General features: G+C 57.1%; 22 protein-coding genes and 1 pseudogene. 7 read left to right on the forward strand and 16 right to left on the reverse strand.

Going from position 1 to position 26,707, the window contains the following annotated elements:
• Positions 1–157: 157 nt before the first annotated feature.
• Both ABIB66_RS12265 and ABIB66_RS12270 read right to left on the reverse strand, forming a co-directional pair.
• Positions 158–1,081 (reverse strand): hypothetical protein, encoded by a 924-nt coding sequence (locus ABIB66_RS12265; RefSeq protein WP_354254873.1) that lies wholly within the window; start codon positions 1,079–1,081, stop codon positions 158–160.
• A 1,715-nt stretch (positions 1,082–2,796) separates the two neighbouring features.
• Positions 2,797–3,819 carry a site-specific integrase gene (locus ABIB66_RS12270; RefSeq protein WP_354254874.1) on the reverse strand — a complete coding sequence of 341 codons (1,023 nt, stop codon included), beginning with the start codon at positions 3,817–3,819 and terminating at the stop codon, positions 2,797–2,799.
• An 899-nt stretch (positions 3,820–4,718) separates the two neighbouring features.
• Between ABIB66_RS12270 and ABIB66_RS12275 the strand changes: the two genes are divergently transcribed.
• Together ABIB66_RS12275 and ABIB66_RS12280 are read left to right on the forward strand one after the other, a co-directional pair.
• Positions 4,719–5,402: an ATP dependent DNA ligase gene (locus tag ABIB66_RS12275; protein ID WP_354254875.1), complete on the forward strand. Its 684-nt coding sequence runs from the start codon at positions 4,719–4,721 to the stop codon at positions 5,400–5,402.
• 709 nt (positions 5,403–6,111) lie between these two features.
• Positions 6,112–9,294 (forward strand): VWD domain-containing protein, encoded by a 3,183-nt coding sequence (locus tag ABIB66_RS12280; protein WP_354254876.1) that lies wholly within the window; start codon positions 6,112–6,114, stop codon positions 9,292–9,294.
• Positions 9,295–9,550: 256 nt separating this feature from the next.
• Here the strand turns inward: ABIB66_RS12280 and ABIB66_RS12285 are convergent.
• The 3 genes and pseudogenes from ABIB66_RS12285 to ABIB66_RS12295 all read right to left on the reverse strand — a co-directional run bounded on the left by ABIB66_RS12285 (position 9,551) and on the right by ABIB66_RS12295 (position 12,064).
• Positions 9,551–10,266: pseudogene (locus ABIB66_RS12285) on the reverse strand (SOS response-associated peptidase).
• Between the two features lie 248 nt (positions 10,267–10,514).
• Complete coding sequence (locus ABIB66_RS12290) at positions 10,515–11,543, reverse strand: IS110 family RNA-guided transposase (protein WP_354254877.1); 1,029 nt, start codon at positions 11,541–11,543, stop codon at positions 10,515–10,517.
• A complete protein-coding gene (locus ABIB66_RS12295; RefSeq protein ID WP_354254878.1) occupies positions 11,540–12,064 on the reverse strand; it encodes a hypothetical protein in 525 nt (174 codons plus the stop codon). Before ABIB66_RS12295 ends, ABIB66_RS12290 begins: the two co-directional genes overlap by 4 nt.
• A gap of 383 nt (positions 12,065–12,447) precedes the next feature.
• On the opposite strand from ABIB66_RS12295, the gene ABIB66_RS12300 reads away from it, so the two are divergent.
• On the forward strand, positions 12,448–12,651 hold the full coding sequence (locus ABIB66_RS12300) for a cold-shock protein (RefSeq protein ID WP_085348421.1): 204 nt from the start codon (positions 12,448–12,450) through the stop codon (positions 12,649–12,651).
• A gap of 1,739 nt (positions 12,652–14,390) precedes the next feature.
• Here ABIB66_RS12300 and ABIB66_RS12305 read toward each other — a convergent pair.
• The 7 genes from ABIB66_RS12305 to ABIB66_RS12335 form a co-directional block, all read right to left on the reverse strand.
• A complete protein-coding gene (locus ABIB66_RS12305) occupies positions 14,391–14,858 on the reverse strand; it encodes a hypothetical protein (RefSeq protein ID WP_354254879.1) in 468 nt (155 codons plus the stop codon).
• 53 nt (positions 14,859–14,911) lie between these two features.
• The gene (locus tag ABIB66_RS12310; RefSeq protein WP_354254880.1) at positions 14,912–15,238 is read right to left on the reverse strand and encodes a hypothetical protein; all 327 of its coding nucleotides are present in this window, start codon (positions 15,236–15,238) and stop codon (positions 14,912–14,914) included.
• A gap of 58 nt (positions 15,239–15,296) precedes the next feature.
• The gene (locus ABIB66_RS12315; protein ID WP_354254881.1) at positions 15,297–15,527 is read right to left on the reverse strand and encodes an ECs_2282 family putative zinc-binding protein; all 231 of its coding nucleotides are present in this window, start codon (positions 15,525–15,527) and stop codon (positions 15,297–15,299) included.
• 78 nt (positions 15,528–15,605) lie between these two features.
• The gene (locus ABIB66_RS12320) at positions 15,606–16,139 is read right to left on the reverse strand and encodes a hypothetical protein (RefSeq protein ID WP_354254882.1); all 534 of its coding nucleotides are present in this window, start codon (positions 16,137–16,139) and stop codon (positions 15,606–15,608) included.
• A gap of 944 nt (positions 16,140–17,083) precedes the next feature.
• Entirely contained in the window at positions 17,084–17,350 is a 267-nt protein-coding gene (locus tag ABIB66_RS12325; RefSeq protein ID WP_354254883.1) for a DUF3892 domain-containing protein, read from the reverse strand.
• Between the two features lie 44 nt (positions 17,351–17,394).
• Positions 17,395–17,931 (reverse strand): hypothetical protein, encoded by a 537-nt coding sequence (locus ABIB66_RS12330; RefSeq protein ID WP_354254884.1) that lies wholly within the window; start codon positions 17,929–17,931, stop codon positions 17,395–17,397.
• A gap of 1,148 nt (positions 17,932–19,079) precedes the next feature.
• Entirely contained in the window at positions 19,080–19,322 is a 243-nt protein-coding gene (locus ABIB66_RS12335) for a hypothetical protein (RefSeq protein WP_354254885.1), read from the reverse strand.
• Positions 19,323–20,558: 1,236 nt separating this feature from the next.
• Here ABIB66_RS12335 and ABIB66_RS12340 point away from each other — a divergent pair.
• Positions 20,559–20,723, forward strand: a complete 165-nt coding sequence (locus tag ABIB66_RS12340; protein ID WP_354254886.1) for a hypothetical protein — start codon at positions 20,559–20,561, stop codon at positions 20,721–20,723.
• 833 nt (positions 20,724–21,556) lie between these two features.
• Here the strand turns inward: ABIB66_RS12340 and ABIB66_RS12345 are convergent.
• Both ABIB66_RS12345 and ABIB66_RS12350 read right to left on the reverse strand, forming a co-directional pair.
• Positions 21,557–21,751, reverse strand: coding sequence for a hypothetical protein (locus tag ABIB66_RS12345; protein WP_354254887.1), 195 nt, complete (start codon positions 21,749–21,751; stop codon positions 21,557–21,559).
• Between the two features lie 254 nt (positions 21,752–22,005).
• On the reverse strand, positions 22,006–22,170 hold the full coding sequence (locus tag ABIB66_RS12350) for a hypothetical protein (protein WP_354254888.1): 165 nt from the start codon (positions 22,168–22,170) through the stop codon (positions 22,006–22,008).
• A 349-nt stretch (positions 22,171–22,519) separates the two neighbouring features.
• Here ABIB66_RS12350 and ABIB66_RS12355 point away from each other — a divergent pair, with 349 nt between their 5' ends.
• From ABIB66_RS12355 to ABIB66_RS12365, 3 genes are all read left to right on the forward strand, one after another.
• Positions 22,520–22,729 carry a hypothetical protein gene (locus ABIB66_RS12355; RefSeq protein ID WP_354254889.1) on the forward strand — a complete coding sequence of 70 codons (210 nt, stop codon included), beginning with the start codon at positions 22,520–22,522 and terminating at the stop codon, positions 22,727–22,729.
• A 484-nt stretch (positions 22,730–23,213) separates the two neighbouring features.
• The gene (locus tag ABIB66_RS12360) at positions 23,214–23,516 is read left to right on the forward strand and encodes a hypothetical protein (protein ID WP_354254890.1); all 303 of its coding nucleotides are present in this window, start codon (positions 23,214–23,216) and stop codon (positions 23,514–23,516) included.
• A gap of 24 nt (positions 23,517–23,540) precedes the next feature.
• Entirely contained in the window at positions 23,541–24,155 is a 615-nt protein-coding gene (locus ABIB66_RS12365; protein WP_354254891.1) for a general stress protein, read from the forward strand.
• Positions 24,156–24,269: 114 nt separating this feature from the next.
• Here ABIB66_RS12365 and ABIB66_RS12370 read toward each other — a convergent pair whose 3' ends face one another.
• Together ABIB66_RS12370 and ABIB66_RS12375 are read right to left on the reverse strand one after the other, a co-directional pair.
• Positions 24,270–24,710 carry a hypothetical protein gene (locus tag ABIB66_RS12370; RefSeq protein ID WP_354254892.1) on the reverse strand — a complete coding sequence of 147 codons (441 nt, stop codon included), beginning with the start codon at positions 24,708–24,710 and terminating at the stop codon, positions 24,270–24,272.
• Between the two features lie 1,015 nt (positions 24,711–25,725).
• Positions 25,726–26,208 carry a hypothetical protein gene (locus ABIB66_RS12375; protein ID WP_354254893.1) on the reverse strand — a complete coding sequence of 161 codons (483 nt, stop codon included), beginning with the start codon at positions 26,206–26,208 and terminating at the stop codon, positions 25,726–25,728.
• Positions 26,209–26,707: the final 499 nt, after the last annotated feature.

Raw genomic sequence — 26,707 nt, forward strand, 5'->3', positions numbered from 1 at the left:
CGAAGCAGGCAGCGCAACAGACCAACCTATAGGGGGTCAATTTTGGACGCCGATCCCCCGGCTTAGGGGGTCAATATTGCAAGCCGAATGACAGCCTGTCCCAGGATGTTGGGTCAGCGTCACTCCGAGCGTGACGCGAAACTGTCGGATCAAACCTTCATTCCATACCGAACCAACATTGCCCCGGCTGTTCTAGCTCCTTAACGACACGGGCGAGTCTGCGCGCCGCTTGCTCACTCTTGGTGATGAATTCCGCAATCTTCCTGTGGGTTGCTTGCTTGCCCAAGGCGCGCCGCAACTCAATGAACTGGACGATCTCGGTCTCCCGGCCGCGCAACTTAATAAGGCGTTTGTCTCCCCTGGGATTGGCGGTAGCTCGGAGCAGCGCGTTGAGTCGCCGCACGGCCCATCGGGTCGAACGCTTAACCGGCAAGCTCGGTGATTCATCTCGTTTTCGCGCGCGATATCGCCGTGACCGATCTGCGCTCTGGCGTCGAATTTTGGCGCGCTTCCGAGCCGCACGTTCCGCTCTAATCTGTTCCTTGAGCGACGGCTTCGGTGGGAGCTTAGCGGCCTCAGCCATTTCCTCGATGGTGAGGGACAATCGGTCGCGAAGCTCCTTCCTGCGATTGATTCGAGCTGTTTCCGCAGCGGAAGGTGGCGCTTCGTCATCGACGGCGTCCAACTCGGCTAGCATTTCTCCAACAGCACGGTCATAGGCCCCTTCGCAGCCGCCGCATGTCGCAAAGCGCCCCGATTGGCATCCGTCCGGCACGGTCGAGCCCACCGAAATGAACCGCTCCAACTGTTCGTCGCTGACGCCCGCCATCCCGGAATCTGAGTAGCGGGCTCGCGGTGCAGCGGGCGGAGGTGCTTTAGGCGCTGCAGGCTGAGGTGGGGTTGGCTCCGGAGCCCTGCGCGTTTCCACCACCTTCAAGGCTTGGATAGCCGTGATTACTTCCGCGATATCCTCGCCGGCATCGCTCACGTCGAGATCGGCCAGCAGCTCAGCGTTGTCGGAGGACCGTGCGCTTTCCTCTGAATTCTTGCTATATTGTACGTGTAGTTCTGACGCCGTCACGTCGGACACTCCTTCTGAAAGCCCACCGGCGTCGGATCCGGTGGGCTTTTATTTTGCCTTCAGCGCTGAATATAGCGCGCGGACCAAGGGTCGAGCCGACTAGCGATTGAAAGAGCCGTCCGCTCCCATTTGGGGATACGGTTTTCGGCTGCAATCCTCCTGCGGAGGTGGTTTCCGGCGGCTTTGATGATGTTCTCCACCAGTGGGCGGTGATCGGAAGCCAACATCCTCGGCGGCTGTGGAAGCTGACGCTGATCTGAGAGGCGATCGTCGTTTGATATCCAAGCGGTAGTGCTCGAGCCAAGGGAGTGAAGAAATCCGGAGGCCCGCATAGGCGGATCCACCCGTGCTAGCCGCTATCTCAAATTGCCACATGCTATTCTGGGAAAAGCATGGTGGTGCAAAACCTTGGGGTCATCCTGTCGCCGGGAGAGGGCAATGCTTGACCTCGGAGGCACTTGGTGCCAGCGCAAGAGGAGCATCTTGGTTGCATATCCGACACGGTCGCGCAGCGCTCTTTTGCATTTACTGCATCGAGTAGTCGATAGTCTGGATGACTATTTCAGCGCCAGCTTTGCCGATACGCGTTGTCGAATGCCTCATGGTGCTACTATGGCGCTCGCCCAAGAACCTGTGCGGATGCGTGTGCTTAAGTTCTACTGAAGAAAAAAGCCAAAAAAACTATTCGTGGCCAAGTTCTTCAGTTTTACTGAAGAAGGCAGCCCAATCGCAGCGCCAAAGGCGCCGTTTGGGGCCGACGCTGAAGAACTTGCTTCAGCCCAACTTAAGAAACGACCGGCCAGACGGTCCTTGAGTGCCAAAACTAGGCTCATTTCGTTCGAAATATGGTCCCTTCTTAAGTTTTACTGAAGTTAGAGGAGGGAGCGAAGTCGGAGCTTGGCCTCCTGAAATCAGGCGGCCGGCTTGATCGAGCATCCGGATAATGTCGCCGACGTCCCTCGGCAACTCGGGGCGCCCGTCGTGTCCGCCCTGCGGCGCCTATCGATCCACCACCTAAAACCCCAAGCATACAGACAGAGGATTACAAGTATGCCAACAGGGAAAAGCACAGCAAAGAGTTGGTTGCTGGTCATTGGAGACCTCGCCAAGCGATGACGCAAATCTATGCCAGACTGGCTATTTTGCAAAGCCGTACCGTGGAGAGCTAGCCGGAAGTCCGGTCGTCCGAGCGCAAGGATCGGTCGTCTGCTCAACTGATGGCTGATTGTGGAGACGGCAAGATGGACAACAGAGCGGACTCCTGGTCCGCGAGCCATTCGCAGGGCCTTCGTGGAAGAGCTGCTCGGATAGATATCGGTTGGTTTTCGATCAGATATCGATGAAGTCGTCGCTCGGCTGTGCAGAAATGATTAGTTCTGCGTCCATTTCTCGTTGGTTATTCGTTAGATAAATACTGTCCGGCTGAAAATTATGAACGGAATGCCGCCGAACTCGATTAGTTAGGATTAGATCTTACGAGGAAGCGACGAAATCAGTGTGGATTGGATATGGACCAAACGCGATCAGCCGGTAAGCACACTGGGGCTGGCTACTGGTATTAATCGACAATTACATGTTGTGGTCCGGGCAGGATAGTGGTCCGTGCGGCACCTTCACCACTGAAGCATCCAAGGTCAGACGAAAAACTCGTCGGCGACCCAGGAGCCACCCGGATGGACACCTGTGCCGTTTCCTAGGACTTCCACATCCTGGCCTTACGAAATATGTGCGTGCCCGGGCTCAGGTCTCACATCCAATCTCCGTGCCAGCTCGCTTACCCTAGGGTGAGTGTAGCGCTTGAGCATCTTCAACTCCCGGTGACCGCAGATTGAAGCCACTTCGATTATATTCAGTCCTTTTTCGAACAGCCTCGAAATGGCCTCGTGGCGCAGGTCATGGAAGCGCAGGTCCGGCGTACGGGTCTGAAGGCGCAAGCGATCGAACGCTGCCCGTACGGTGCTGCCAGTCATCGGGAACACGCGCTCATCACCAGAGCTCTTGCTCATGGCGTCCTTTAGAGCCGCGACTGCGTGACCCGAGAGAGGGACATCCCGACTGTCGCCGTTCTTTGTCTCCGTCAAATGCACGACGCGCTGAGCCAAGTCGACGCAGCTCTGCTTGAGGCTCAGCATCTCGCCTCGGCGCATACCGGTCTCAAGTGCGACAATCACGAGCGGCCTGAGCAGCGGGAACTGCATCCGACCAGCGAATTCCACGAGGCGACGTTCCTCGTCCGGTCGGAGCCGTCGAGTTCGCCCGCGGGGAAGGGGAGGACGCCTAATTCCTCTGACCGGATTTCGCGGCAGCCAGAACCCCCATTCGCAAGTTGCTACCTCCAGTGCATGGCTGATTGTGCTGAGCTCGCGTACAACGGTCGCTGGAGCTGCGATCTTGAGGCGTTCGTCACGATAAAGCGCGACATCGGCGCTGGTCAGTCTAGCAAGCGTCCGCTGAACTATGGTGCATCGCAGAATCGTGTTGATGCGAGCTCTCTCGGGTGCTGCCCCACGCTTATTAGGTGTCACTTGGCGCACGTAGCGAAGAAGGAGTTCGCCGAGCGTTGTCGTCTCGGAAGCGCGTGTATCAGCTTGCCAGCGATTTCTGTCAGCTTCCCCTTCTAGCTCGCGCGCCCAGCGCTCCGCATCCGCTAGTCGATCGAATGACTTGGCTCGCGCAACAGTGCCGCGGCGCCGTACCTGGGCTTGCCATCGACCGCGCAACTTTCGAATCGTCGCCATATTCCAGCGTCTCACCGTTCCAAAATTAGAGGACGCCGGTGAGCTGGTGCCAAGAACTATCCCTTGCGGGCGCTCGTTTATGGCATTGTGCCGCTCGTGTGCCTCTTTCGGGCCACAGCTACAGGACGGAAACGGAAAACGCCTGGCCGATCAAGGAGGACCGAGCTGGTCCTGGAAGTTCACCTGAACGGCTGCGTTGCCGTGCTGATGCAACGCGAGCTTGGCCAACTGGAGCCGAGAAGGCCTCGCTTATTGCTCATTAAGTGATGACACGAGACGAATGTGTGAGCTTAATGGCATCTGACCTGGGAGTTGGAAAGTGTGACAGCCGAGCCAAACATCCCGTACGATGTGGCACCCGTATGACTGTGAACCGGATCTCGGTTTCTACGCGGTGCGGCGGACCGGTCCTGGTCTGCCCACCGACCTTTTTGGGAGGAGCACCGCATGCTAGTTTCAGCGGTAATTTTAGGTAGACATCGCGTCGTCGGGCTCGGGCCGGCGCGAGGATCTGCGGTCGCGATTCCAATAGGCTTTTCGGCAATTGCGCTCCTTCAAACCCTGCCGGTCTACGCTACGGTAGTGGGAAAAGTGGTCAAGCCAAAAGGACCCTTCTGAAAAGATGCAGCGCCAAAAAAGTGAATACCCCTTGGGGAAGCGGGGCCTTCTGGTGTGAAGCTTAGGGAGACTTCGACTGAATGACGCGCGATCGCGGAAAAGGTGCTAAAGCGCTAAAAAGCGAACCACGCCAATACTGCAATGATCGGGATGATGGCCACGCCGAAAAGCATCAGGGGTGCCGGTTCATTGCCCGTCCTCGGTCAACCGTTTCTCGGTAATTGCCGGCGCCTTCAATATCCCGGGTCAGGCGATCGTCGATGGGGAGGTGGTCGTCATCCATGAAGAGCGAACCAACTTCTCCGAACTCCAGGCAGATCTCGGCCGAGGCGACCGGGGACCGGCTAGTTTACTTCGCCTTCGATCTCCTGTGGCTGGACGGCAAGGACCTTCGCAGACTGTCTCAGCTTGCCCGCAAGGCGCTCCTGAAGCAGCTGATAGACGAGAACGGGCTGGAAGCCCCCATCTTCTACAGTGAGCACCACGAAGGTGACGGGCAGGCGCTGTTCGAGGCGGCCAGCAAGCTGAACTACGAGGGCATCGTCTCCAAGCGCGTTGATGCGCCGTACCGGTCGGAGCGGGTCGAGGCCTGGCAGAAGATCAAGACGGTGCAGCGCGACAAATTCCCCGTCGTTGGTTTCGTCAAGGACCCGTCCGGCGTCGCCGCGCTCTACCTCGGCAAGCAGGAAGGGAAAGAGCTGCGCTACATGGGGAAGGTCGGCACGGGCTGGAGCCGGATCAAATCGGCGGAGATCCGCAAGGCGCTTGATACGGTTGTCAGCCCGAAGCAAAAGCTCACGAAGCGCATCAAGAAGCCGAAGGCCACCTGGGTCGAGCCGAAGTTCTACGCCGAGATCGAATACCGGGACATCACCTCCGAAGGCCTGCTCCGTGCCAGCTCGTTCAAGGGGCCTTTCGCAGGGCAAAAAGGTGCGGTGACAGCAAAAGGGTTCCAGCGTCGATAATTAGCCCTGCGCTGTAGACGATAGGCTCATCCGAACCGAAATGATTCGGCTGAGGGAAGAACATGGCAGTCAACAAACGACCGGCGACAACGCCAGCTAAGGAGCTGTAAAGAAGCGCTTGCGGACGAAAAACGACCATTGCTGGTGCGACCGGATGGACGAAACGCGAAAGGCCGTAAGGCGAGTTCATGGCGGTCAAGAAGCCAAAGAAACCTGCTCTTCATCGTCAGAGCGACGTCTACCAGCGTGAAGACATCGATCTCGCAACCCACCCAGTCCCGCGAGCATCGATACCTCCGCCGCAAGCCTAATGCTTTTGGTCGAGGAGATCCGGAGCACCAAGCTCTTCACAAACAACGACACGACCAAGGCGATCAATTACTGCCTCAGGCGCTGGGATGCATTAAGCCACTTGCTTGATGACGGCCGCTCTGCATGTCGAACAACGACGTTCCGCGTGCTCCAGCATGATCGTCTCATTTGAAATCTGTCACAAGCCTAGAATCGCAGCGCGGAGGGTTTCAGATCACACCTCGTGACGCTGTGCAGCAACGTCAGCATGTCTGATCTTATTTTTCGTGGAGTTTGAAGATCGTTGTGTGCGTGAGTAGATGGTTTTTGATTTTCGTTCGAAGTATACTGGACACGGGAACTTGGCCTTTAACGCGTAAACAAATCAAGGGCTGCCGACTGAGACGAGGTGTTCTGTATGAACATTTTCAAAGTTGAAGAGGGTGGGTCCCTCACATTTTTCGCGCTCGCTGGACGAGACAAACACGGGCATCCCATTCCTGTAACGACCACCGTGACTACTACTCCTGGATCTGCAACGCCTGGAGTGGATTATGCGCCGCTGAATGGGGCAGTTACTTCTACAAACCCTTCTCAAGCTAAATTTCTTCACCTTCGAACTCTAAATGACAATATTTGGGAGCGAGGAACCGATCAGATTCCCGGCGAAACGATCTTCGGAGATGCTGAAACGACCGGTGCTAATAAGATAAACCCGGGGCCTTTTGAAATAATCATATTGGACGATGCAGATAAACCCACTCTGTCGGTCTCGTCCACCGACGCCTATCTGACTAGTTCGACGGTGGACGTTCCTGTCACCGTAACTGCGAGCCATCCGGCTGATAGGCCCTACAACATTACACTTACAGTGAAGGATGGGGAGCACGCCTTTCGAGAGAGCAGCATTGTAGTTACGATGCCTGCACTAAAGACCAGTGCTGAAGGTATTCTTCACCTGGTCGGCGATCCGGCGCCCCCGAAGGGGGACCAAACTTTCACGGTGTCAGCTTCTGCGACGGCTGGGGGTGGACTCAATTCTACGTCGGGCAATATCGATGTGCACAGTCTGTTCTCCACGTCAGCGGACGAAGTTAATTTCAACCAGTTGAAGGATCATCAGAAAAAGGCAATCGAAGCTGATCCGACAACTCAGTTCCACGGCTTGGGTGGAAACGACGTCGTTCAGCTTCCCGATCGTCCTGGTGCCTTCAAGGGTTGGACCGACGCATCTGTCTTCAATACCGCGTCCGCGCCGGGTGATCGCTACCACGTCATCGGCGGTCAATTTAGAGGCAATGTTGTCGTTGGCGGACCTGGCAACGAGATTTTCGACGCCGGCTCGCACGATAACACACTGACCTTGAATGGAGGAGAGGACGAATTTCACGGCGGGCCCCATGTTGGGGCTTTCACAAACACGGCCCTTTTCCACGGGAAATTCGAAACCTACACCTTAGAAGCTCCCCTGCTAAGCAACCTTGTCGGCGCTGGCACTCTCGGTTGGACCGGAGAGTTCAAGTCAGACGATGAAAAGCTGAAATTCAGCTACTTAGATGTGGCAAAGTTCACTGGTGGGGCTTCGATCGATGTATCAAAGGTCGCATTGTTGGCCGTAGCTAAAGGAGTGTTAGACTTAACCGAAAGCGCTCTGATCGTGCTGGAGCCGGAGCTGGCTGAAACACTGGAAACAGCTAAAATCGCGCTCAAGGCGGCGGCACTTCTTACTTCCTCTGATCCGGCGTACGTCGCTTCCCGCGAGTTGTTCACCTACATATTGGCGAGACCTCTTAAGCTTGCTCTTCAGGTTGAAGAGAAAGCTTTGGACGAGATGGTGCCTGGGGCAGGCAAATATTTCAAGTTGGCGGCAGACAAGTTGATGTCCGGCGTAGAAGAGGAACTGAACCATCTCTATGATCACATCCAGAGCGGCCTCACTCCATTTGTGGACAATGCAGCCACGTTATATGGCGATTTGCTGCAGAGTGGGGCTATTCCGAAATTCCTGCATGAGATCGAGCAGACCCTTGGAATTTCGGATGAGGCGGGGCAACGCTTCATCGAGGGAAGCGGCATCGTAGCTCCTGATGATCTTCCGAAGCTTCCGGCAAACTCGGTGATATTCAACTCGTTGATGGATGGCTACATCTCCGGTGCGACGGTTTTCGCGGATACCAATGGAAATGGCCGGCTTGACTCCGGTGAGGCTACGAGGACCACCGATGCAACCGGGTCCTTCTCCGATCTTTCAGGAACCGGTCCTCTCATTGCCTCTGGGGGGACTGATACCTTGACCGGCTTGCAGTTCAAAGGCAAGCTAATGGCCCCTGAGGGCTCATCCGTTATCACGCCACTGACAACGCTGCTTGCAAAGCTTGCTGCAGCTGGTTCCGAGCAGACTAAACTCCTTTCTGCTCTCGGCCTGTCCTCTGCTATCGACTTCACCCACTTCGATCCGATTGCAGCAGCACAAGCCGGCAACGCTGATGGTGCTGCAACCGAAGTCGCTGGGGCAAAAGTCTTCGATACGGTAGAACTGATGGCGTCCGCCCTGGCTGGCGCAGGCGGCACGTTCAGTACGAGCCTGCAGGATGCGTTCTCCGCACTTGCCTCCGCACTGGATGGGGTAGGCATCGATTTGAGCGACAAAGCCGCTCTAAGCACTTTACTTACTCAGGTCGCGCACACTGAGAATATTACTCTGCCATCTGCGGCAGCCGATGCTGTCGCGTCCATAATCGCGGCTGGTAACCGGGAAATGGACCACGCGCTACACACAGATCACGCCGGCAACAAGCTGCTGAGCGATGTTGCTGCAATTGAGTCAGTCGAGCAAGGTGCGGCCTCAACTGCGCTCACCAAGGCAGCAGGAGACTTGGCGCAATTGCAAAACGTAGCCGACGCATTTACCGGAGACAATCTCAGCCACTTGATCGAGGGGACCACCGGGGGCGGTTCGGGTGATGTTCACTATAAATCGTTCGATGGCCACAAATTTGACCTGCAGGCCACCGGCGATTTTGTCATCGCCCATGCGACGTCCGGTCCGGAGTTCGAGGTCGACGGCCGGGCAGAAAACCTAGGCCGGCAAGGTGTGAGCTACCTGACCGCCGTCGCCGTCGAGGCCGACCATCACAAATTTGTATTTGATGAGGCCACACCAAATACAATGCTCGTCGACGGCAAACCCGTCGCATTTGGTGTGGGTGACAGCCTCGATCTAGGTGATGGGGTGGTTGTCGGCAGAGCAAGCGCTAGTACACACCAGATCAAGACCGCGCTCGATTCTGTTGAGATAACCGACCACGCCAAGTATTTGGATGTTTCCGTCCATGTAGCTGCCGCCCAGTTGGACAGCTTTGAGGGGCTGCTCGGCAATTTCGATGGAAACGCCAATAATGATTTCCAACTGCCGGATGGAACCTCACTCGCCAAGCCGAATACGCACGTGATCGAAAGCACTTTTGCCGATGCTTGGCGAGTCGCTGACCACAGCGCGTTTGCAAGTCTTGACAGCGAAGCGTTTGCGCACCGGGCTTTCGAGGCGGGGCACGATCCGGCCCCTGTGATCTCCGTGCACGACTGGTGGCACTTAGCTTGAAGCGCTGAGAATTCAGCAGCGTAGAGCAGACCTCAGTATATTGAGCCAGTGTTTTGTATGCTCGTCGTCCTCGTTGCCTTGACGATTTTCAATGCCCCAGGGAGGGCTGCTCTGTGCCTACTTAGCTCAAGCCCTCAAAGGCGTGGCCTGAGAACGCCCCTTACGAGGGCGTTCCTGCCGGACAAATCCTTCCGCCCTTCTGTTCCGAGCGGTTACCACAAGTCAGGGATTCGCGATTGGCAGCCTGTGCAGAGCGCTACGTCGCCGGCGCCGCGTCTTCCTTAACGCCGCGCGCCACGATCTCGAGCGTCCCGTCAGGAAGCGGCCGCTGCAGCTTGAGGTCCTCCTCCGACGGTGCCGTCATCCAGATTTCGACCTCGTCAGGAGTGGTCAGGATCACGGGCATCGCCTTCGGGTGATGACGCCTACCTCGGCATTCGGCTCCGTCGTGAGGAACGCGTAAAGGTCGTTGGTAGTCTCGCCTTCCTTGACCTTCCGGACCGATGTCCAGTTGGTCCAGATGCCGGCGAAGCAAAGGAGCGGTCGGGTCTCGTTTAGCGCGAACCAGATGTCGCCGCCTTCCGCCTTGTTGAACTCGCTGAAGCTGTTGAACGGGACCACGCAGCGGTTCTCCGGACCCCGCCAGCGCGTCCAATGTTTGCTATGGACGTTGCGGATGTTGGTCGTGCCGCCGTCAGGCTCCATCCGAAGCAATTCCTTAAAATCGACCGTCTTGCCCTTGGCTTGCATCTTCTCCGCGCGCTTCTTGGTAGCGTCCATTAACGCTTTGGAGGATGACGGCATTCCCCACCGGGCCGTAGCGAGTTCACGGCCGTCGACGCTATTCCTGACGATAGGGGCTTTGTAGTCGGGGAATACGCCGGGCATTGGCGCGAGGTTGCCGACGTATCTGTTGACGACGCGGAATAGCGCGCTGATCGCAGCCTGGTTGGTGGTGATGCTGCCCCCCACTTGTCAGGATGGTAGCAGACTTTTGACCTGATCGCTTGCTATCAGATGTCCGGCCTGTTTGCACGGACAAAGTCCGCTGGCCAAGATGGTGTTCGCTACGCACGCTCCAAGCACATAGGCGACCTTGATGATGCCACTGTAATCTACGGAAGCTCGCGCGTATCGACCGATCGGTCCTTCCATCTACTGCGTCCTGCAAGTTCGTGGGCTATCCGCCGAGCAACCTCGCTCGCGGTGCCGATTTCAGATCAGACGGGCATGGCGGCTACCGGTCGGTTGTATACTCCGCCCGATATCATCAATCGCCAAGCGATACGGGCGAACTTGTTGGCCAAGGCCACCGCCACCAATTTCGGCGGCTTTCGCTCCAGTAGCGATGCAAGCCAGGGTGTCGGCTTATGACGGCCCTTTCGAATGTGCCTTAGCAGCGCGGTCGCGCCGACAATGAACGTCGATCGGAGCATTGAGTCTCCGGCCTTTGTGATTCCGCCATATCTTTGCCGGCCGCCCGTCGAATGATCCTTGGGTGTCAGTCCGAGCCAAGCCGCAAAGTCGCGGCGTGACCTGAACGTCTCCGGCGGCGGCGCCTTCATGCTTAGCATGGACGACCCAATCGGACCGACGCCGGGAATCGTCGCGATCCGCCTGCTGACATCATCGTCGCGGTGCCACCTCATCAGCTTGGCTTCGATCTTTGCCAGGCGGGCTTCGACCGCGGCATATTCCTCTGCTTGGAGTCCGAAGAGATCCTTTGCCATTTCCGGCAAGCTATCATCCTCGAGCAGCCGCTTGATAAGTTGCGCGACATTCTGCCGACCGGCGGGGCCGACGATGCCAAACTCAGCCGCATAGCTCCTGAAAGCATTGGAAAGCTGCGACTTCACGCTAACCAGGCGTTCCCGCACAGTCATTAACATGCAGGCCGCTTGCCGTTCCTTCGATTTGACCGGTACAAACCGCATACTCGGCCGGGTGACCGCCTCGCACAGCGCTTCGGCATCGGCCGCGTCGTTCTTGCCGCGCTTCACGTAAGCCTTCACGTACTGAGGTGGGATCAGCTTCACCTCGTGACCGAACGACTGCAGCAGGCGCGCCCAATGATGCGAGCTGCCGCAGGACTCGATGGCGACGAGAACCGGTGGAAGCCGCTCGAAGTAGCGGATCATCTCGGCTCGCCGGAACTGGCGGCGGACCACCACCACCTCATTCTCATCAACACCGTGAAGCTGGAACACCGACTTGGAAGTATCCATGCCGATACGAACGGGAATATTCATTGGACTTTCCTCTCATCTATCTCTGACGCCAAGAGCGCCATCAAACCGCGGGGATGAGAGGCCGTCCACACCAGCACATTTTCAGGAAGCGTGCGGCGTGACGGCGCGGCCGGCCGCGGATCGCCGTTTTGCCGTAAACCGATCAGGTCGGGCCGCCGCTTCTTGCCGAGGCTGCGCTGGCAGCGGCCGCAGTAAAGAAAATTCCGCATCAGCGCGACCTGTCGATCACGAGGCTGCACGACCAGTGAAAGGTCAATAATCTCGAAGTGCTTGCAGTGCTCGCAGCGGACTTCGAGGAGCGGAAAGCCTCCGGCAATGGCTGCCTTGATCGTTGGCGACGCGTGATCGAGCTCCCCAATGAATAGGGCTGTGTTCCAAGCCGCACAATCGAGAGCGTAGGCGGTGGCGCGCGCTGCGTCCGCGGCCGCATGGGCCGCGGCTGCCTGCTCAACGAGATTGGCGAAGGTAACTTCAGCCTTGTGGATCTCACGGGCGAAATATTTGCGGTCGCCGCCAGACATGGGGGTGGCTTGATGATGCGGGCTGCGGACATGGCACGATGATCGCGCGAAACCGCGGCCGGGAGAAGCCGCTAGGGGTGGGACTGGCAGATCGCTCGGCCCAAGGTGTTCGTCAAGTGCTACCTTCGGTAAATTCTGCGCGTCGCCGCACAAGTGCTTGCCGCGTGATCTCGATCACGGTTCGAAACACCCAAGCCCCCCTTGCGACAAGGCGAGGCAGCCGGGTGATGTTGTGCTGGGGCCTCCGGAGCAGCCTTGTAGGCGCGGCAGGGTCTCCTGGGCAAAGCGATTGTGGAGCCCGTGGCCTCCAAGGCCGCCAGCACCAGCCTTGCTTTTGTCTGAGTTCCAGTATTGGTTTTAGTTTTTGAAAAGGGAGACGTTACGTGGCTATGGGGACAGTGAAGTGGTTTAATCCGACGAAGGGCTACGGGTTCATTCAACCTGACAACGGCGGCAAGGACGTCTTCGTCCATATCTCAGCGGTTGAGAAGGCTGGTTACACCTCCTTGGCAGAGGGAGCTAAGGTTAGCTTCGATGTCGTGAACAACCGCGGAAAAGATTCGGCTGAAAATCTACGGATGGGGTGAGCCCTCCAAACGCGCCGTGAAGGTAGGCGCCACACGAAACGGCCGCAGCGGCGAACCACTGCGGCCAGCCGGGTAAAATGAAGACGTGAGATATTGATTCCAGCCCCGGCAAGATAAGCCTACAGCGACGGCACCAGTCCGCAATGTCGTCGATGTCACACTTATGGAAAACTTAAACGTCAGTCTTGCTGACTGAGGGAGGGCCCGCCGGGGCTGGCGATAGCGAGCCCTCAACCTCTAGCACGAGGCCGCGAGATTCAGCGGCGCATCGCAAGCGAATAATCTGCACCCGAGCGTGTCAGATTGATGTCAAACCAGTATCGAAATTCGGCATGTGGTTCTGTGTGAGCCAGCGAGCTTTCAATCACCGCTGATGGCCCAGACCAATTCCCAAGTACAGCGCCTTCTGACGTAGCGAGCCCTCGGTTCGCTTGGTCATCTTGGCTATTTTCACGACAGGCGTTCGTGCCTTTGAGTGCGCTTTGAGTTCCTGAATGTCTGCCTTAGTCCATTCGCGACGAACTACTTGTTTCTTTTTAGGCAAGCGACGCTCCTTTGATGTTGAGGCGCGCGGTCTAACACATAGCGCGATGTACGCAACCTTGCGCGCATGAAATTTCACCGCATGCCAGGTGTGGACTCGCTGGTTCAGGCATTAGCAGGTAATGCGAGAGTTACGGCAAGAGCACGCTTAGCAAAATTCGGCTCAGCACGAATATTGCTCCAAGCCCAAGCGCACTAAAGCCGATAATTAACACGAGCCAAGGCCAGAGCGGCGGATCTTCTAAATGAGGTGCGGACATTTTTTTCAGCCTGGCTTCATTGGGCAGGCACTGACATCAGGCATCGCACTGCGTCATGCGCTTATAAATCCAGCGGCGGCCATCCCAGCGGCGCCAAACATTTCCGTACGCCAATCTGCCGGTGATCGTGCGCCTCGGAATGATGACAAACCAGACGTGCCACAGCTCCGTCCAGGCCGACACCGGTCTCGATACCGAATGAGCGTTAGACTCGGTAGACATTGCGCCCTCCAGCGACGCTGAAGAACAAAGCCGCCGCGCCGAATATAATGGCCCGACGGCTTTGCCACGGTGGGTCCGGACTTCGGGGAAATGTCCGGCGCGCTCACCCTAGCTCTCACGGTGCTCGCCGCAACAGAACTTGCGGATTAAGCTTGATGCCCGCGCTGCGGGTTAATTCGGGAACAAGTGCTCGGCCTTTTGGGCAGCGAAGGCGGTCGCAAGTACAGGCTCAGCTGGCGCAGCCAGAGTTGCCCGTACGGGTCGTGTCGGCGGTGAGGGATGCCAAGATGCGGCGGGTGTGTAGGGGCACGACGCGAGCGCCGCCGTTTGACGTCCTGTCTTTTCCGACAGGTGCGCACCGTCCCCGATGTGGAAATGATCGCCGCGCTAAAGGACGAGGTTGGCATGCAACGTTTCTACTTCCCGATCTTCCACAACGGCGAAACTTAGGCGGACGAAGCGGGGGAGCTATTTGGCTCTGCTGAACTAGCGGTGCAATACGGCGCCCGTGTCGCTCGGGAAATCGCCAGCGATCCCGAATTCGACCAGAGTGCCGGCACGGTAGTCATGGTGCTCGATAGCGCGGGTGCTGAGATAGCGCGGCACAGGGTTTAGGGGCGGGCGGACGAGGTGGATGTGAGGGCCGCGCTGGCCCAGCACGACGCTGCGTTGCCGGTGAAGGCGATTGACGCGGTTATCTAGCCAACCTCCTAACTAGACAGCGTCATCTCCCCACTTCTCGCGGACTTCCGCCGTATATTCATCGAAGTTATCGATGCGTCGTTCTGTAGCGGAAATGGTAACGAGAAATACCGCGCCAAGTGCAAAGAAAGCGCCGCTTAGAGGGCCAATAACGAAACGTGCGGGCTCCAGAGCCGTAATATCAAAATGGGGGTGCGGGAAGGTTATGAAAGCCGTTAGTGCAAGCGTAGAAGCTGCCAATTCGAAACAGACGCAGAGCGCGCCCATCATTATGTAAAAGGGATACTTGTCTCTGGTACCGTCTCTGAACGCTTTAACCTGGCGGTAGACTCTCAGCTCCTGCCCTTTGCTACGCGTCCATTTTATAAGCCTGCGTCGGTCAAGGTAAGAAACTAGATGAGGGGTGAGCAGGTTGGTGGCAATCCCGAGTGGGACAGCTAGCCCGAGCGAAATGATTCCGACCCAGTCACCGAATCCCATCACTACCCCCGGCTATTCCCAGCGCGCATCTTGCACTATCCGCAACCTGGCTGCTAGACGGCAAAGCCTCTGCGTATCCAGCGAAATATGAGGATAACTAAAAATGCGAACAGCCAACACACGGGAAGGGGCGCAAACGCCATAAACAAAACATCGCCCAGGCGAGGCTCTCTAAATGGCTTAGCGTCCTCCCAGGATTGTTTGAAGCAGTCGAAATCCTTTGTGGTACCCGCATCCTTGCCGCGTTGACAGACTTCATAGGCAAATTGGAAGAAACTGTTTGAGCGAGAGAGTTCTTCGTTGTTTTGGTAGAGCCCGCCGCCTATCGCCCATATGGCCGAAAGCACAATACCAATTCTAGCCCAGCCTTTGATGCGCATTGCTCAAGCTACCCTAACCGCTCTAAGTCGGAGAGAAATTTGTGATGGCGGGAATGGGCTAACTGATCTTGAAGCCCTTCACGCCCTTAAACGCCTCTTTGATTTTTCTGTTTACGTCGCTCTTCACCAAATCAATGGCCTGCTTCTTGATTTCACCATATGGGCCGAAGTCGACCCCACAATCTTTGCAGGTGGCGTGCGACGCATCAGTGTGGTTGTCGGGAAGGGTGATCTCGGTGCAGCCGCACTTTGGGCATTTGAAGATCACTCCGATGTTCTCGGTAGTCATTTTCTGGTCTCCTAACGGGTTATTGGCTGCGTGACTAGTAATGATTGGGCGTGTACTAGTCGTGCTGGTCGTGGTCAGCTATTTGGTGCAATTGCTCAACGATCGGGATACATTCATCTTCTCTAGCTCGTCGAAATATTTTGCGGTCGCAAATCGATTTACGATGAACTGACCATGGTGAGCGACCCAAAGCGCTCCACCGGAGGGCATGAGATTTGTATCGATCACCGTACTACCTGGAGTATACGAGACTTTCGGCAGTGATCCTTTCTCGGCGTTGATTTCGTGCAGCCTTGCCTCATGACGTTTGGTTGCTTCTTCTGACAGAATATATTCGCCGCCCTGCATGGCTCCAATCAGAACGAAGACGCCAGCGCCTTGATGTTGAAGTAACGGTATGTCGTCTTCAGGCCCTTCGCGCCCCAAGACAAGCCCGCCAAAGCGCGCGTCCATGATTGTTCTGCGCTCCAGTTCGGCAAAGAATTCATGGAAATTGATACGAGGCGGCACGGGAGTGGAGCACTTCGGGCACGTCTCTGACACTAGCGGCACTTCAGCGGAGCAGTGCGCGCAAGAAGTGCTGCTTGCTAGCTCTTGATTGAAATCACTCAAGGGGTTTCGCTCCTGTCAGGGGACATCCGCACCTTACCTCGTCACCCGAACATCGCCGTAGTCCTTATCGCTCGGCGGCTCACCATCGAAATCTGTGTGGGCGAGTAAAGCCCTTCAGGCCCTTGCCCGCTATCGATTTCTCATGGAAGCATGGCCGCGAGAGATCCATAGCCCGCATAGAGTCAACATCATTACGATTGTCCACCCCAAAAATCCCCAACCAACGGCGGCAGCCACGCGCAAGGCTACGTTTCTTCGTTGTGCCCAAACATCATTGTCAACATACGTTTTGAACTGGGCCCTCGCGTTGACGAAAGCAGCGTCATCTAAGGCAGCTGAATTGCAAAGAGAGCGGCCTTTATACTCAAATCCCGCCGGACCATGCCGCGGTCGTTGCGCGAGCTGTGCGATTGAGCATCTGTATTCGTATTGCTTCCACTCCGTAGATCGATAGTCAGGCACCAAGCCGATCGAGAACATCTCTCGGTCCCCAACAGCGACCGAGTAAGCCCCATCCGAAATCGTATAGTAATAGGGCTCTCTAGACGGAGGCGGGGACGACCACCATGCCCACAGCAGCGAGGCCAATACAGCAGTCCCACCAGCAACGATGGCGAATCTACCCGGCCGACTCTGCACAATCCGCGCCAGTGCCATCTGGGAGCGCTCTCCTATTGATGGGTGCCGTAGCGATTGCCGGTTCTGGAGTTCACATAGGTGCCGCCACGATGAGATGAACCGGAGACGCTCCCAACGAAGCTCCCCCCATGGCTGCTTGTGTGATGTCCGCCGCCGTAACTGACGCGGCCTCCGTGTGATCCGCCGCGTGCACTCGCATCTTGGGTCAGAGCTAGAACCACCAGCAATCCCATAATGGCTTTGATCGCGTTCTTCATTGTTGCCCCCCAAGTTTTAGATTCTTGTTCCGCGAGAAATTTTGAGTGCTACGGGCACTCGCGGAGCGCCAGCAGGTTGTCATTATAATAGCCGTCGGCGTGCGTTCGGACGTATTTGCCATCGGGGCGATCGACTACGCCGATGTCCGCCCGTTTGCCATCGACCATCGTGAAAAAAGTGTTTGAGCTCGACTCGATGGACTGAATCACCTGCAATCTTGGCCATTTCCAGTTAGACCCGCCAAGGTGAGTGATGCCCTCATGGGGATTATCTCTAGGCTGCTTGTTGATACACGTGACCTGAGCATCGGCCATATTAGTGATCCTCGTTCTAGGAAAGGATGTTTCCAGCGATGCGGTCAGACCCCTGGCGGGCCTTGCGCCACTTCGACGACATGTCGTTCCGTACCTACTGCGATGACTATGGTGTAGCTCTTCTGTGCGCCGGCCTGATCGGTTGGCGGCGCCACATGAAGTTGACCTCCGTACCATTCACCTGGCATTAGCGTGTTGTCTTTGATGACCGACTGCTCAAGCACGGCCATGTTGCGCTGTCCGGTTTCCACCGTTGCAGCAATCATCGCCTCGTTCTGCACTGCTGCGTTGTTTTGCGCGATTACTGCAGCGGTCGGGCTGTAGAAGGTGCCAGTGCGCCCGCTCGGAGTGGTGTAGCTGCCATGTCCCGCGTGCGATGCGCTGTAGGCATTGGCGCCTGCTGCCAAGCCTGTGAGGAGGGCGGCTGCGACCTGGCGATTTCGCTCCTCTTGCACCAACATCTCGTAGGTCACGACTTTCATTTCGAAGTCAGAGCCCGCGGCGTGCTGAACAGCCTCCACTTGCGCAACGCGGAAGTCGACCGGCTGCTTGCTCAGATTGTTGATGCCGACGATGAACACAGGTCTCCCGTTCGCCTGGAGTTGGCGCCAGGCCGGTCTAACGAGAACGAGTGAGTTCTTTTGTCGTGACACCAGGGCCGGCTGCCCATCTCGCATAAGCGCCTGCTGCTGCGGATTTGACGCTCGAAAAGAAACGGTCTCGCCAGTAGATACGCAGCCGCCCAGCGCGAGGCAAAGCGCCACGATGCCTAAATTACGCATATGAAAGCCCCCCGGCCAAAACAACAGGGGCGCACTGAACCTCAACCATTGCGTGAGATCAATAGGTTGCGCGCGTAAAAAGTCGCAACTCGGGAAAAATATGCAGGGCTTGTGGACGAAAAGGCGGAAGCGCCCCGAGACGGGTTGTTTGTTCTGCGCATGCCGACGAGCTATCGGATAACGAGCGTGCGGAGGTGGCCGCCAGACGGTCGTCGGTGGTGCTGCAAGCGGCGGAACAGCGTTCGGCGGATTGGCCTGTCCCTCGAAACAGGGGGCGGGCCCTCCGCAGGCGAGCCAGAACAGTAAAGAAGAGCGCTGCCGGGCTCGAAATGCCAGTCCCCCCGGCAGCACTCTTGTCTCAGACTGGGCACTGAAATCCCACTCCTGCTCAGCTCGGCAATGATTATGCCAAGGGTGGACGACAGCGGCCTCCTCGACCGCCGCAGGGGGCGCTGTATGCACAGGAAGCGCGACCGGCAGCGACTGACCACCGTCGGCGGCTGAGGCGGTAACCAGCCGTCAAAGGTATCTGCTTACGTCCAGCAACGCGGATTGGTGACGAAGTACCGCGATCGGCAGGGTAAATTGAGAACCCGTCGGCTCCCAGGCCGGCGGGTTTTTCAGTCTCTGGCACTGATTAAAAGCCAGGGGCGCTCCTCTGCAACAGCCGCCTACCGGTTAACGGGAACGAGAGGCGTCGGCCAGGAATGGCTACTTTTGCCGCTGGCGATCTTCATTTTCCCTACAGCGGGAATCGCCGCGCGTTACGAGATCAATCTCTTGAAGGGGCGGATAAGCCATTGCGCCGCCTCGACTCAGGCGCGCGGCGCAACGCAATTCTGCTCTCTGGAGGCGAGCATGTCCCGTGTCCAAGCATACAGATCACATGAGGAGCGCAGCGCGGCCAGATGGAAGCAGATGATTTTGGGGCGGCGCGGACGTTGGCGTTAATGTCTTCGAAGGTGTTGTTCGATCAATTCCCGAGCGGCCTCGAGCACCTCTTGCGACGAAGCGACGGCTTGGGAAGTTTCGAGCATTAAAAGAGCCTGCTCGTAGATCTCGCGACCTTCCTCATCGGTAATCATTTTTTTGCGCAGCAGGGTTTGAATCAGTGCCGCTTGCAATGCGCCGGCCATGAGGCTGGATGCTGTAGCCGCATGTAGCGGACTTAAATGCTCGAGATCCTTCATCGAAGTGCCCTAAGCCAAACAAGTTATCAAAAGGGTAAAAATGCTGGGCCCGGCGAGTTGTTCCAGGCGATCGGTGTCCCTTAGCCCCAGTTCGTACAACCTCCGGATAGCCCCGGCGGGTCTCGTGCTTGGTGTGCCAGACGCGCCGAAGCGCCCCGAAAGGGGATGGTTTTTTTAAGCAAATCAGGAGCGCATGTCCGTGGGTGTGACAACCCGGACCAGTGATAGGCCGGATTCCTTGGTCAGGAAATCCCTCGATTGGCGTCGAGCGATGGCGGCTGAATGAACGGACGCGCTTGGCGGCGCGGCTTCGATAGGTGTCCGCCAATCGCTATCTCAGACACTCCGCCGGCTCACAAGGCTGGCGGTTTTTCTTTGCCGAATGGCTGCGTGCGGCTTTTGTTGAAACTAAATTACCCTGGGCCCGTAGCTCCATTGCTGGGGAATTTCAGTGCCCGGTTTCGACGCATCGCGGCCGGGCGTTTATTTCAAGCTTGGCCGCGATGTTCGCGGAACGTTTGGCAATCTCGTATCGATTGCTCCCGCCGGTTCACGCTGGCGGGCCTCGATGCTAAGTTGATTCCCAAGCGACCGGTGCCCGCCGGTCTAAAATCTCAATCAACTCCCGTCAGCTCCCAGGCGGCGGTTTTTCTTGCTCAGTGGCTGAGTTCGTACTTTCGAATCTCGTTCAACCGCGTCAGGCAGTAATCCCGATACAGATTTTCAATGAGTGTCCACATGACCGAAATCCCCGTTCGCCTATGAGGAGAACCTAGACCCGGCTTGTTTCGGGAGTGTTTCTTGAGGCGGGAAAACGATTTCGTTGCGGGGGCGCCGGTGCACGCTGGCGGGCCAGTGTGCTAGCACCACGGGTGCCGTGCCGATCGTGCGGAACGTCGCGGCGTCGGTCGCAGGAGCAGCCCTTTAGCCGTTCCTGCGACCTTCACAGTCGAAGCTCTGGCGCTCTAATCCGCAATTGGATCGGCTGCCGGGAGCATGGGGGCTGGAGAGCGAGCGGTGACATGTCCGCCTCTTAACGACAATCGGTAGAACAGCGGAGTCCGGTAGCTATACCGACTCCATTTTCGGACGGTGTGTTCTACTTTCAGAACACCGGCGCGATTTAAGTACCAACAAAATTTCAAGTTGACCGGGAATGCCGCAGTGGGGCTGGAACCACGCTGCGGCTTTTCCCTTGAGCCGACGTAAGGGGCAATGTTTTCCGGGGGACGATGTGTGAGCATTCAAGTAATCGTCGCGGCTATGTTAGAGCGCGAGCTGGCGGCGCGCGGGGTGCAATCATTGGGGCATTCCGATTGCATGGAGATCGTTGAAAACCTCCTCGGGCGCTTGAAGGAGCTGGACCAGGAATTAGGCGCTCGAAACATCGAGCAAAGCTAGACGCTCCCCCCGCAGGAGAGACGACCCCGGCTGGATTGCCTGGGGGGTCAAGGCCGGGGCCGCTCCGCCAGCTCGAAGGAGGGAGCTAGCGAGACAGCAAGCCGGGCAGCGATGCTAGGTTCCTAACGGAGCGTCAGCGGTAAAAGTCCGCCGACTGAGACGGGAATTTTGGCTACATTTCGTGATTGAACGATTTAATTTTCTAATCGACTAACACTTAACTATCCCGAAAATCATAGGAGGCGCGATGTCCTCTCCAGAAGAAGACGATCGACGCGAATTTTTAAGATCCTGCGGCAGGTTCGCCGCCGTAACACCACCGACCATTACACTGTTGCTTTCGACCTCACTGTGCAGCAACGCAATTACCAGCTCCGACGGCCGGGGTCGTGTATGCCTAATAACTACCGCTGAGCGTGGAAGGTCGCCCGACGGGCGGCCTTAGACTGTCGCCCATGCTTGGCCTGACTTGCCCGCGACTGTCATGCCAGTTCGGGACGATATGCACAGATCCCGCGGCGCCGCATTCTGAGCAGATCAGGCGCAAGCCGACGCGCGACCACGGCTGATCTTGCGGGAGTGTGTCGAGACGCACGTCGGCCTTGCGATCGCAGCGGCCGTTCAGGCACTGGATGCTGCAGGTCACATGGCCGTCAGCCAACCATTCCGCGGGGCTGCGGGGCGGATAGTGACCGGCACATTTTGTGATCGGCGAGCGCGCATGCCGTCATCGCGGGATCGCACGTACACCGCAATGATCGATTCCTAGTAGCTCCACACGCACGCGCTAATGAGTTTAGTGGCAGGCGGGGCACAAACAAAAGCGGCTTCACTCAGACTGACTGGCCGTGCTCCTTCCGTGGTGTGGGAGGAGGATGATCCAAGTTCTTGACTGCCGATCTTTCCTCGCTCAGGCGCTGTTCCAAATACCGGCGCTCCAGGTCTGAGAGATTGGTTTTAAGCAGCCGTCGATATCGACTGATGTTGCTGTCATGGGCGCGCAGACGGGCGATTTCCTCGTCGGTCACGGTGCCTCCATATGGATAAAAGAATTTTAGAGAAATAGAACAGCAATGATTGGCGACGCTTTTATGAAAGCAAGCTTCGTGCCTGGGCGTCTGGTTGTCAACAAATGAAAGTCGCCGGTTCACGCTGGCGGGCCTGCGGTTCTCCGGGCGAGAACAGATTGTGATTTAAATAAATCTTCGTTTGTTCCCTACGCGTGTATTTATAAGCGGAACACCTAGACGTAAAGCTGCCTCAGTTGGCGCGTTCTGTGGGTTCACGCTAGCGGGCCCACTTCTTCAATCACGTCGTATTCGAAAGCAAAGCCCTCTGGATCGTTCTCCTCGAACCACATTTCCGCGGCCTCCGCCGTAGCGAAAACCTTGATGTAATCCTTATCGCCGACCTGTCTGGCGGTATTGACGTACACGAAGACGGTCATGGGTCCCTCTTCAGTTTCCGCCGCCCCCTGTGCGGTTCTTCGTCCTTTGAGTTGAACTCGGGAACGTAGTGCCGGTTCAACGCCCGCATCATGCCGATCCGAGAGAACATCACCGGCCCGCCGCCTTCCGCCACCAGCCACGGCGCAGTGAAAACTCAGGCGCCAGCCGCCGGTTTCCGGGTTTGTGCTCGTTCTTCGGCAGCGTTGTGATGTACGCGCCAGCGTCGAGCAACGTCACGAGCGTATCTTCGGCTACGTGGGTTTACGGTCACAATGTCTTCCAATTCTCACCAAATTTGCCGATCAGCAAGCGACCGAAAATAAGAAACAATGAGCAACAGAGGACAATGTGGCCACCAAGAATATCGTCGTTCCATTGGAAGTTGAATATCTAGAGAAGGCAGCAAAGAAACGCGGAATCTCCCGCACCAAGCTTGTGCGATTTGTGATGGAGAAGGTTGTGAACGACGAACTCGTTCCTGCGATTCTCGGTGACGACGATTTGTCGAACGTTGAGCCACCCCCGCAAAAGTATCGACGCTTTCGGAATCCAGCGTAAGCGGATCTTGATCGCGAAGCGAGGAGTCATTGGTGGTTTACCAATTCATTTCGAACCCCCCAGTGCTTCCCTCCAAGGCACCGGGGTTTTTCCTTTGCATCAGGCTTAGGCCGAGCGCTGATCGATCCGCACCCGGCGCCTGTTGACGGTCGCTGGTTGCCGGAGTTTGAACGGCTGCATGGGGCAGGATCAGCGCATCATCGACGAGCTCGCGATCGCATCAGCTGCGGCACCGCCCATTTCCGTCGGCGAGCTCTGCTAGCTTGTCTCGCATCCCATCAGCCAAAGCCTTGCCGCGCATCTGGCACTCAGTTCGGGAATTTATTCGGGATGAGCGCGATCCTCGCCGCACCTCAAGCGGCGGATCCCAGGTGCTTCGCTCATGCCGAGAAGCGTCGACAAGACCAATCGCGTTCCGCTGTTGGAACCCTTCGATCCAATTTTGGTTTATCGAAATGTGTGATCACTCTGGAGGAGGAAGCATATGTTTCGCGCTTTGGCAGTTGTTAGCCTAACAGTTGGCTTGGTCGGACCAGCGATCGCCCAAAATCAGCCGGCCAAGGACCGACCCAACAACAACGCAGTCAATAGTTCGGGCCAAAATAATTCGAATGCGCCTGTTGCAGGGCGCAACAGCTTCACAGAAGGCCAAGCTAAGTCCCGTATCGAGAGCGCTGGTTATTCGAACGTGACGGATCTGAAGAAAGACGACAACGGCCTATGGCGCGGTAAGGCAAAAAAAGGAGGATCCTTTACCTCCGTGAGCTTGGATTTCCAGGGCAACTGAACCCGATAAAGTAAGGAGTTGAACATGACAGCCACCATCTCTCGCCTTTACGACTCTTATTCGGACGCTCAACGCGCAGTAACTCGTCTTGAAGCTGCCGGAGTGCCGCATTCAGACATCAGCATCGTTGCAAACAACTCAGACAACTGGTTCAGCGGCGATAAAAAGGATCGAGACGCCGACGGCGTTGACGACCGAGCAGAGGGCGCCGGCAAGGGTGCGGGGATCGGAGCAGGCCTCGGCGGGGCGGCGGGTTTGCTCGCGGGCCTGGGGCTGCTAGCGATCCCCGGCTTAGGCCCTGTTGTCGCAGCCGGTTGGCTTGCCTCCATGGCCGTGGGAGCGGCAGCAGGGGCCGCTACCGGCGGCATTGTAGGGGCTCTGACGAATGCTGGCCTGTCTGAAGATGATGCCCACGCCTACGCCGAGGGCGTTCGTCGAGGTGGTACCCTCGTGACCGCGAGAGTCCCCGATTCCGATCGCGGCCGGTTCGACAGCATTTTGAATGAATCGGCCATCAACCTTGCAGACCGCCGTCTCGCTTGGGAAAAAACGGGCTGGAAACGGTTTGATCCCTCAAGTCGTCCGCTGGGCGCTGATGAAATCCAACAAGAGCGGCAGCTGTACGGCGGAACGCGCTGATATCAGCGAAACTAAGTGACGAGCGGACTCAGGAAGCATCTGAGGCCGCTTATCGCGCCGACGCCCGCCCTATAGGGGAAGCGAGTAGACGTCGGCGCTGACACGTCCAGTTTTTTATTTCCCTGCTTGGCAGTTGTTTACGTTGATGACAATGCTTCCTGATCCGGATTGGGTTGCGGTTATAGTAACATCGCACTTGGGGCCGACCTTGGGCCCCCCGTAACCAAGTGCTTCAAGGGCACCATTGATGGCCGCGTATCCGTCTTCGATACTAAATTCTTGATTGGGGCCATTAACCACGACAATTATCGGCGGACGACCATTCTGGCTCGCAACCTTGAAGACAAAGCCGTTGTCACTCTTGTCGATGATGGTGGCGGACTGAATGCCGCCTGTTACTACCGATCCAACCTTCAACTGGGCCACTGGAATCCTTGTCGATCCAGAAGTTGCCGTCGACTGAGAAGAAGTCGTCGACTGAGAAAAGGTGTCCGTTGTGACGAGCGTCGTTTCGCTTAGAATAGCGACGATCACAATTGCTTTCATAAATCGCATGGTTACCTCCCTCTCTTGGTCGTGTCCCATTGGCAGAGCAGTCCTTGAGAGTAGCGCGCCTTGCAACCTGAGGATAGCAACACGGTCCGCGACAAAATTGTGCCAATGACACTGTCTTTTTAGGCGTTCAGGAGCCGCGCTCTTCATTGCCGCGGTTGGCCGGAGCCCTGTCGGGCAGATACTCTTTGTCGACAAGCGCGACGGCAGCAAGCTCTACGGAGAACTAATCCGCTACCACCAATGGATGGAGGGGTTCATCTCGGGGTAAAACTCCGGCTTCGAGACCAACATGGACCTGCAGATCAAGATCGACCTGTTCTCGATGGATCTGTGGATGCACAACTAGTGCAACGTCAACCCGACGAAGACGGCGCCCAGGCCGGCTTCGCCTCGATCGCCGAGCTGGCCCCAACGCTGCGGTGAGGTCTGACTGATGAGCGCGGAGCGCTTCTACCCACGGGAACGAGACTTCGCGGCCGGCATTGGTTCCTATGGACGACAGGAAGTAGATTGCCATCATGGTCGCCTCGATGCGGCTTCTGGTCGGCGTCGCGGCCTTGCTCGTGCAGCAGCCGGAGTTAGTCACCAACAGCCACGCGGTGATGAGTCGGTAGCGCGGGGCGCTCGCTACCCACGGAAGGCGTGGTACGATGGTCGCGGTATCACCGAGGGCAGGATCCATGACCGAGAGCGCCGCCGACATGATGTCGCGAGATGGCCCGGATGGCAAGGATGAGCGACAGCGGGAGCAGTGGCTGCTGCTCGCCAGTACGAGAAGCTCGCCAGCGAGATCGAGGGGCGCAAGCAACGCGGTGGTTGATCAGCGCGGAGCCGGGATCCGTTCAGTTCATTCTGCCGGGGGCGGGCGTGAGATCCTGCGCCGCCTTGAGGCCTCGCGATCGCGCGTCGGGCTAATCGGGTTTTTTCGTGCTCGGGGCGACCGAGTATCGGGCGGGGCCGTTTCAACGCACCGCGGGGCCGCGCTGCGAATTCGCTTTTCTAACAACCGTTCTTATCAACCAAGAAAATGGAGTTTGCGGTCAGCGCAGAGTTCGACCGCTCCGTCCCAATCTTCTCGTGCATTTAGATCGGGGTCACAGTGCTCCGTTTGATCGAGTTCTGTGCTGAAGATTTCCGTCGTCATGAAAATCGGCACTCCAGTTTGCGTTGTGACCGGAATGGCGGCATGAACGGACAATCCGGCAAAGCCTTTGGCAACGCGTAATCTGATCGATGTGCCATCCGACATCACCATCTCGCTTCCATGAATGCTTGCGATAGCAAAGAGCTGCACGACTGTGTTGAAGAATGGAGCCCGTGTTGCTTCAGATTTCGAGATCAATCCATTGCTTTTCAGCGTGGCAAAAAAGTCATCGCACAATCGTTGCCCGCTGAACGCCGGTTTAGTCACCCAGTTACTGACCAGAACATTAAACAGATCGAGGTCGGCGCGTGGAAGCGAAACTGGCAGGGCATAAGTCCCATCGCCATTCTTCATAAGTTTTAGTATCAGCGCGTCCGTTGCCTTGATCGCAGCAGCTCTATTTAACCTCGCCCTCCCGAAATATTTGAGGCCAAGTCGCTGGACATTTGTCTGTAGGTAATCAGGTGTGATGGAAGGCAGACTTGTGGGGTCTAGTACGCGGCCAGATGTCTCAATGGCGAATCGCGCGGTGGCAAACCACTCCCTTGTCGACCGAGTTACGATGCCTTTCGTTCGCTCGGAGTGATGGGCGACAAAATCGCCAACCTCCTGGACCGCTTCTCTCCCATTGCACCGGTCGCGCGCAAAGAGGAATAGGCGCGACAGGTCATCTGCTCTAACGTCTCCGCTCACTAGCCGAACGACGCGAGCGCGCATAGCTGGGTCAGTCATAAGTATCCCGTGCTTCCGCTGCTCATTCCCGGCGCCGAAAATCGGGCAACATCGCTCTGAACGAGCCGAGCACCATTGAAGCCTTCCTTCGCTCAGAGAGAGAACCGACGCGCCGCATAGC

Origin of the sequence: Bradyrhizobium sp. F1.13.3, assembly GCF_040548265.1 — a bacterium.
In the GTDB taxonomy this organism is placed as follows: Bacteria; Pseudomonadota; Alphaproteobacteria; order Rhizobiales; family Xanthobacteraceae; genus Bradyrhizobium.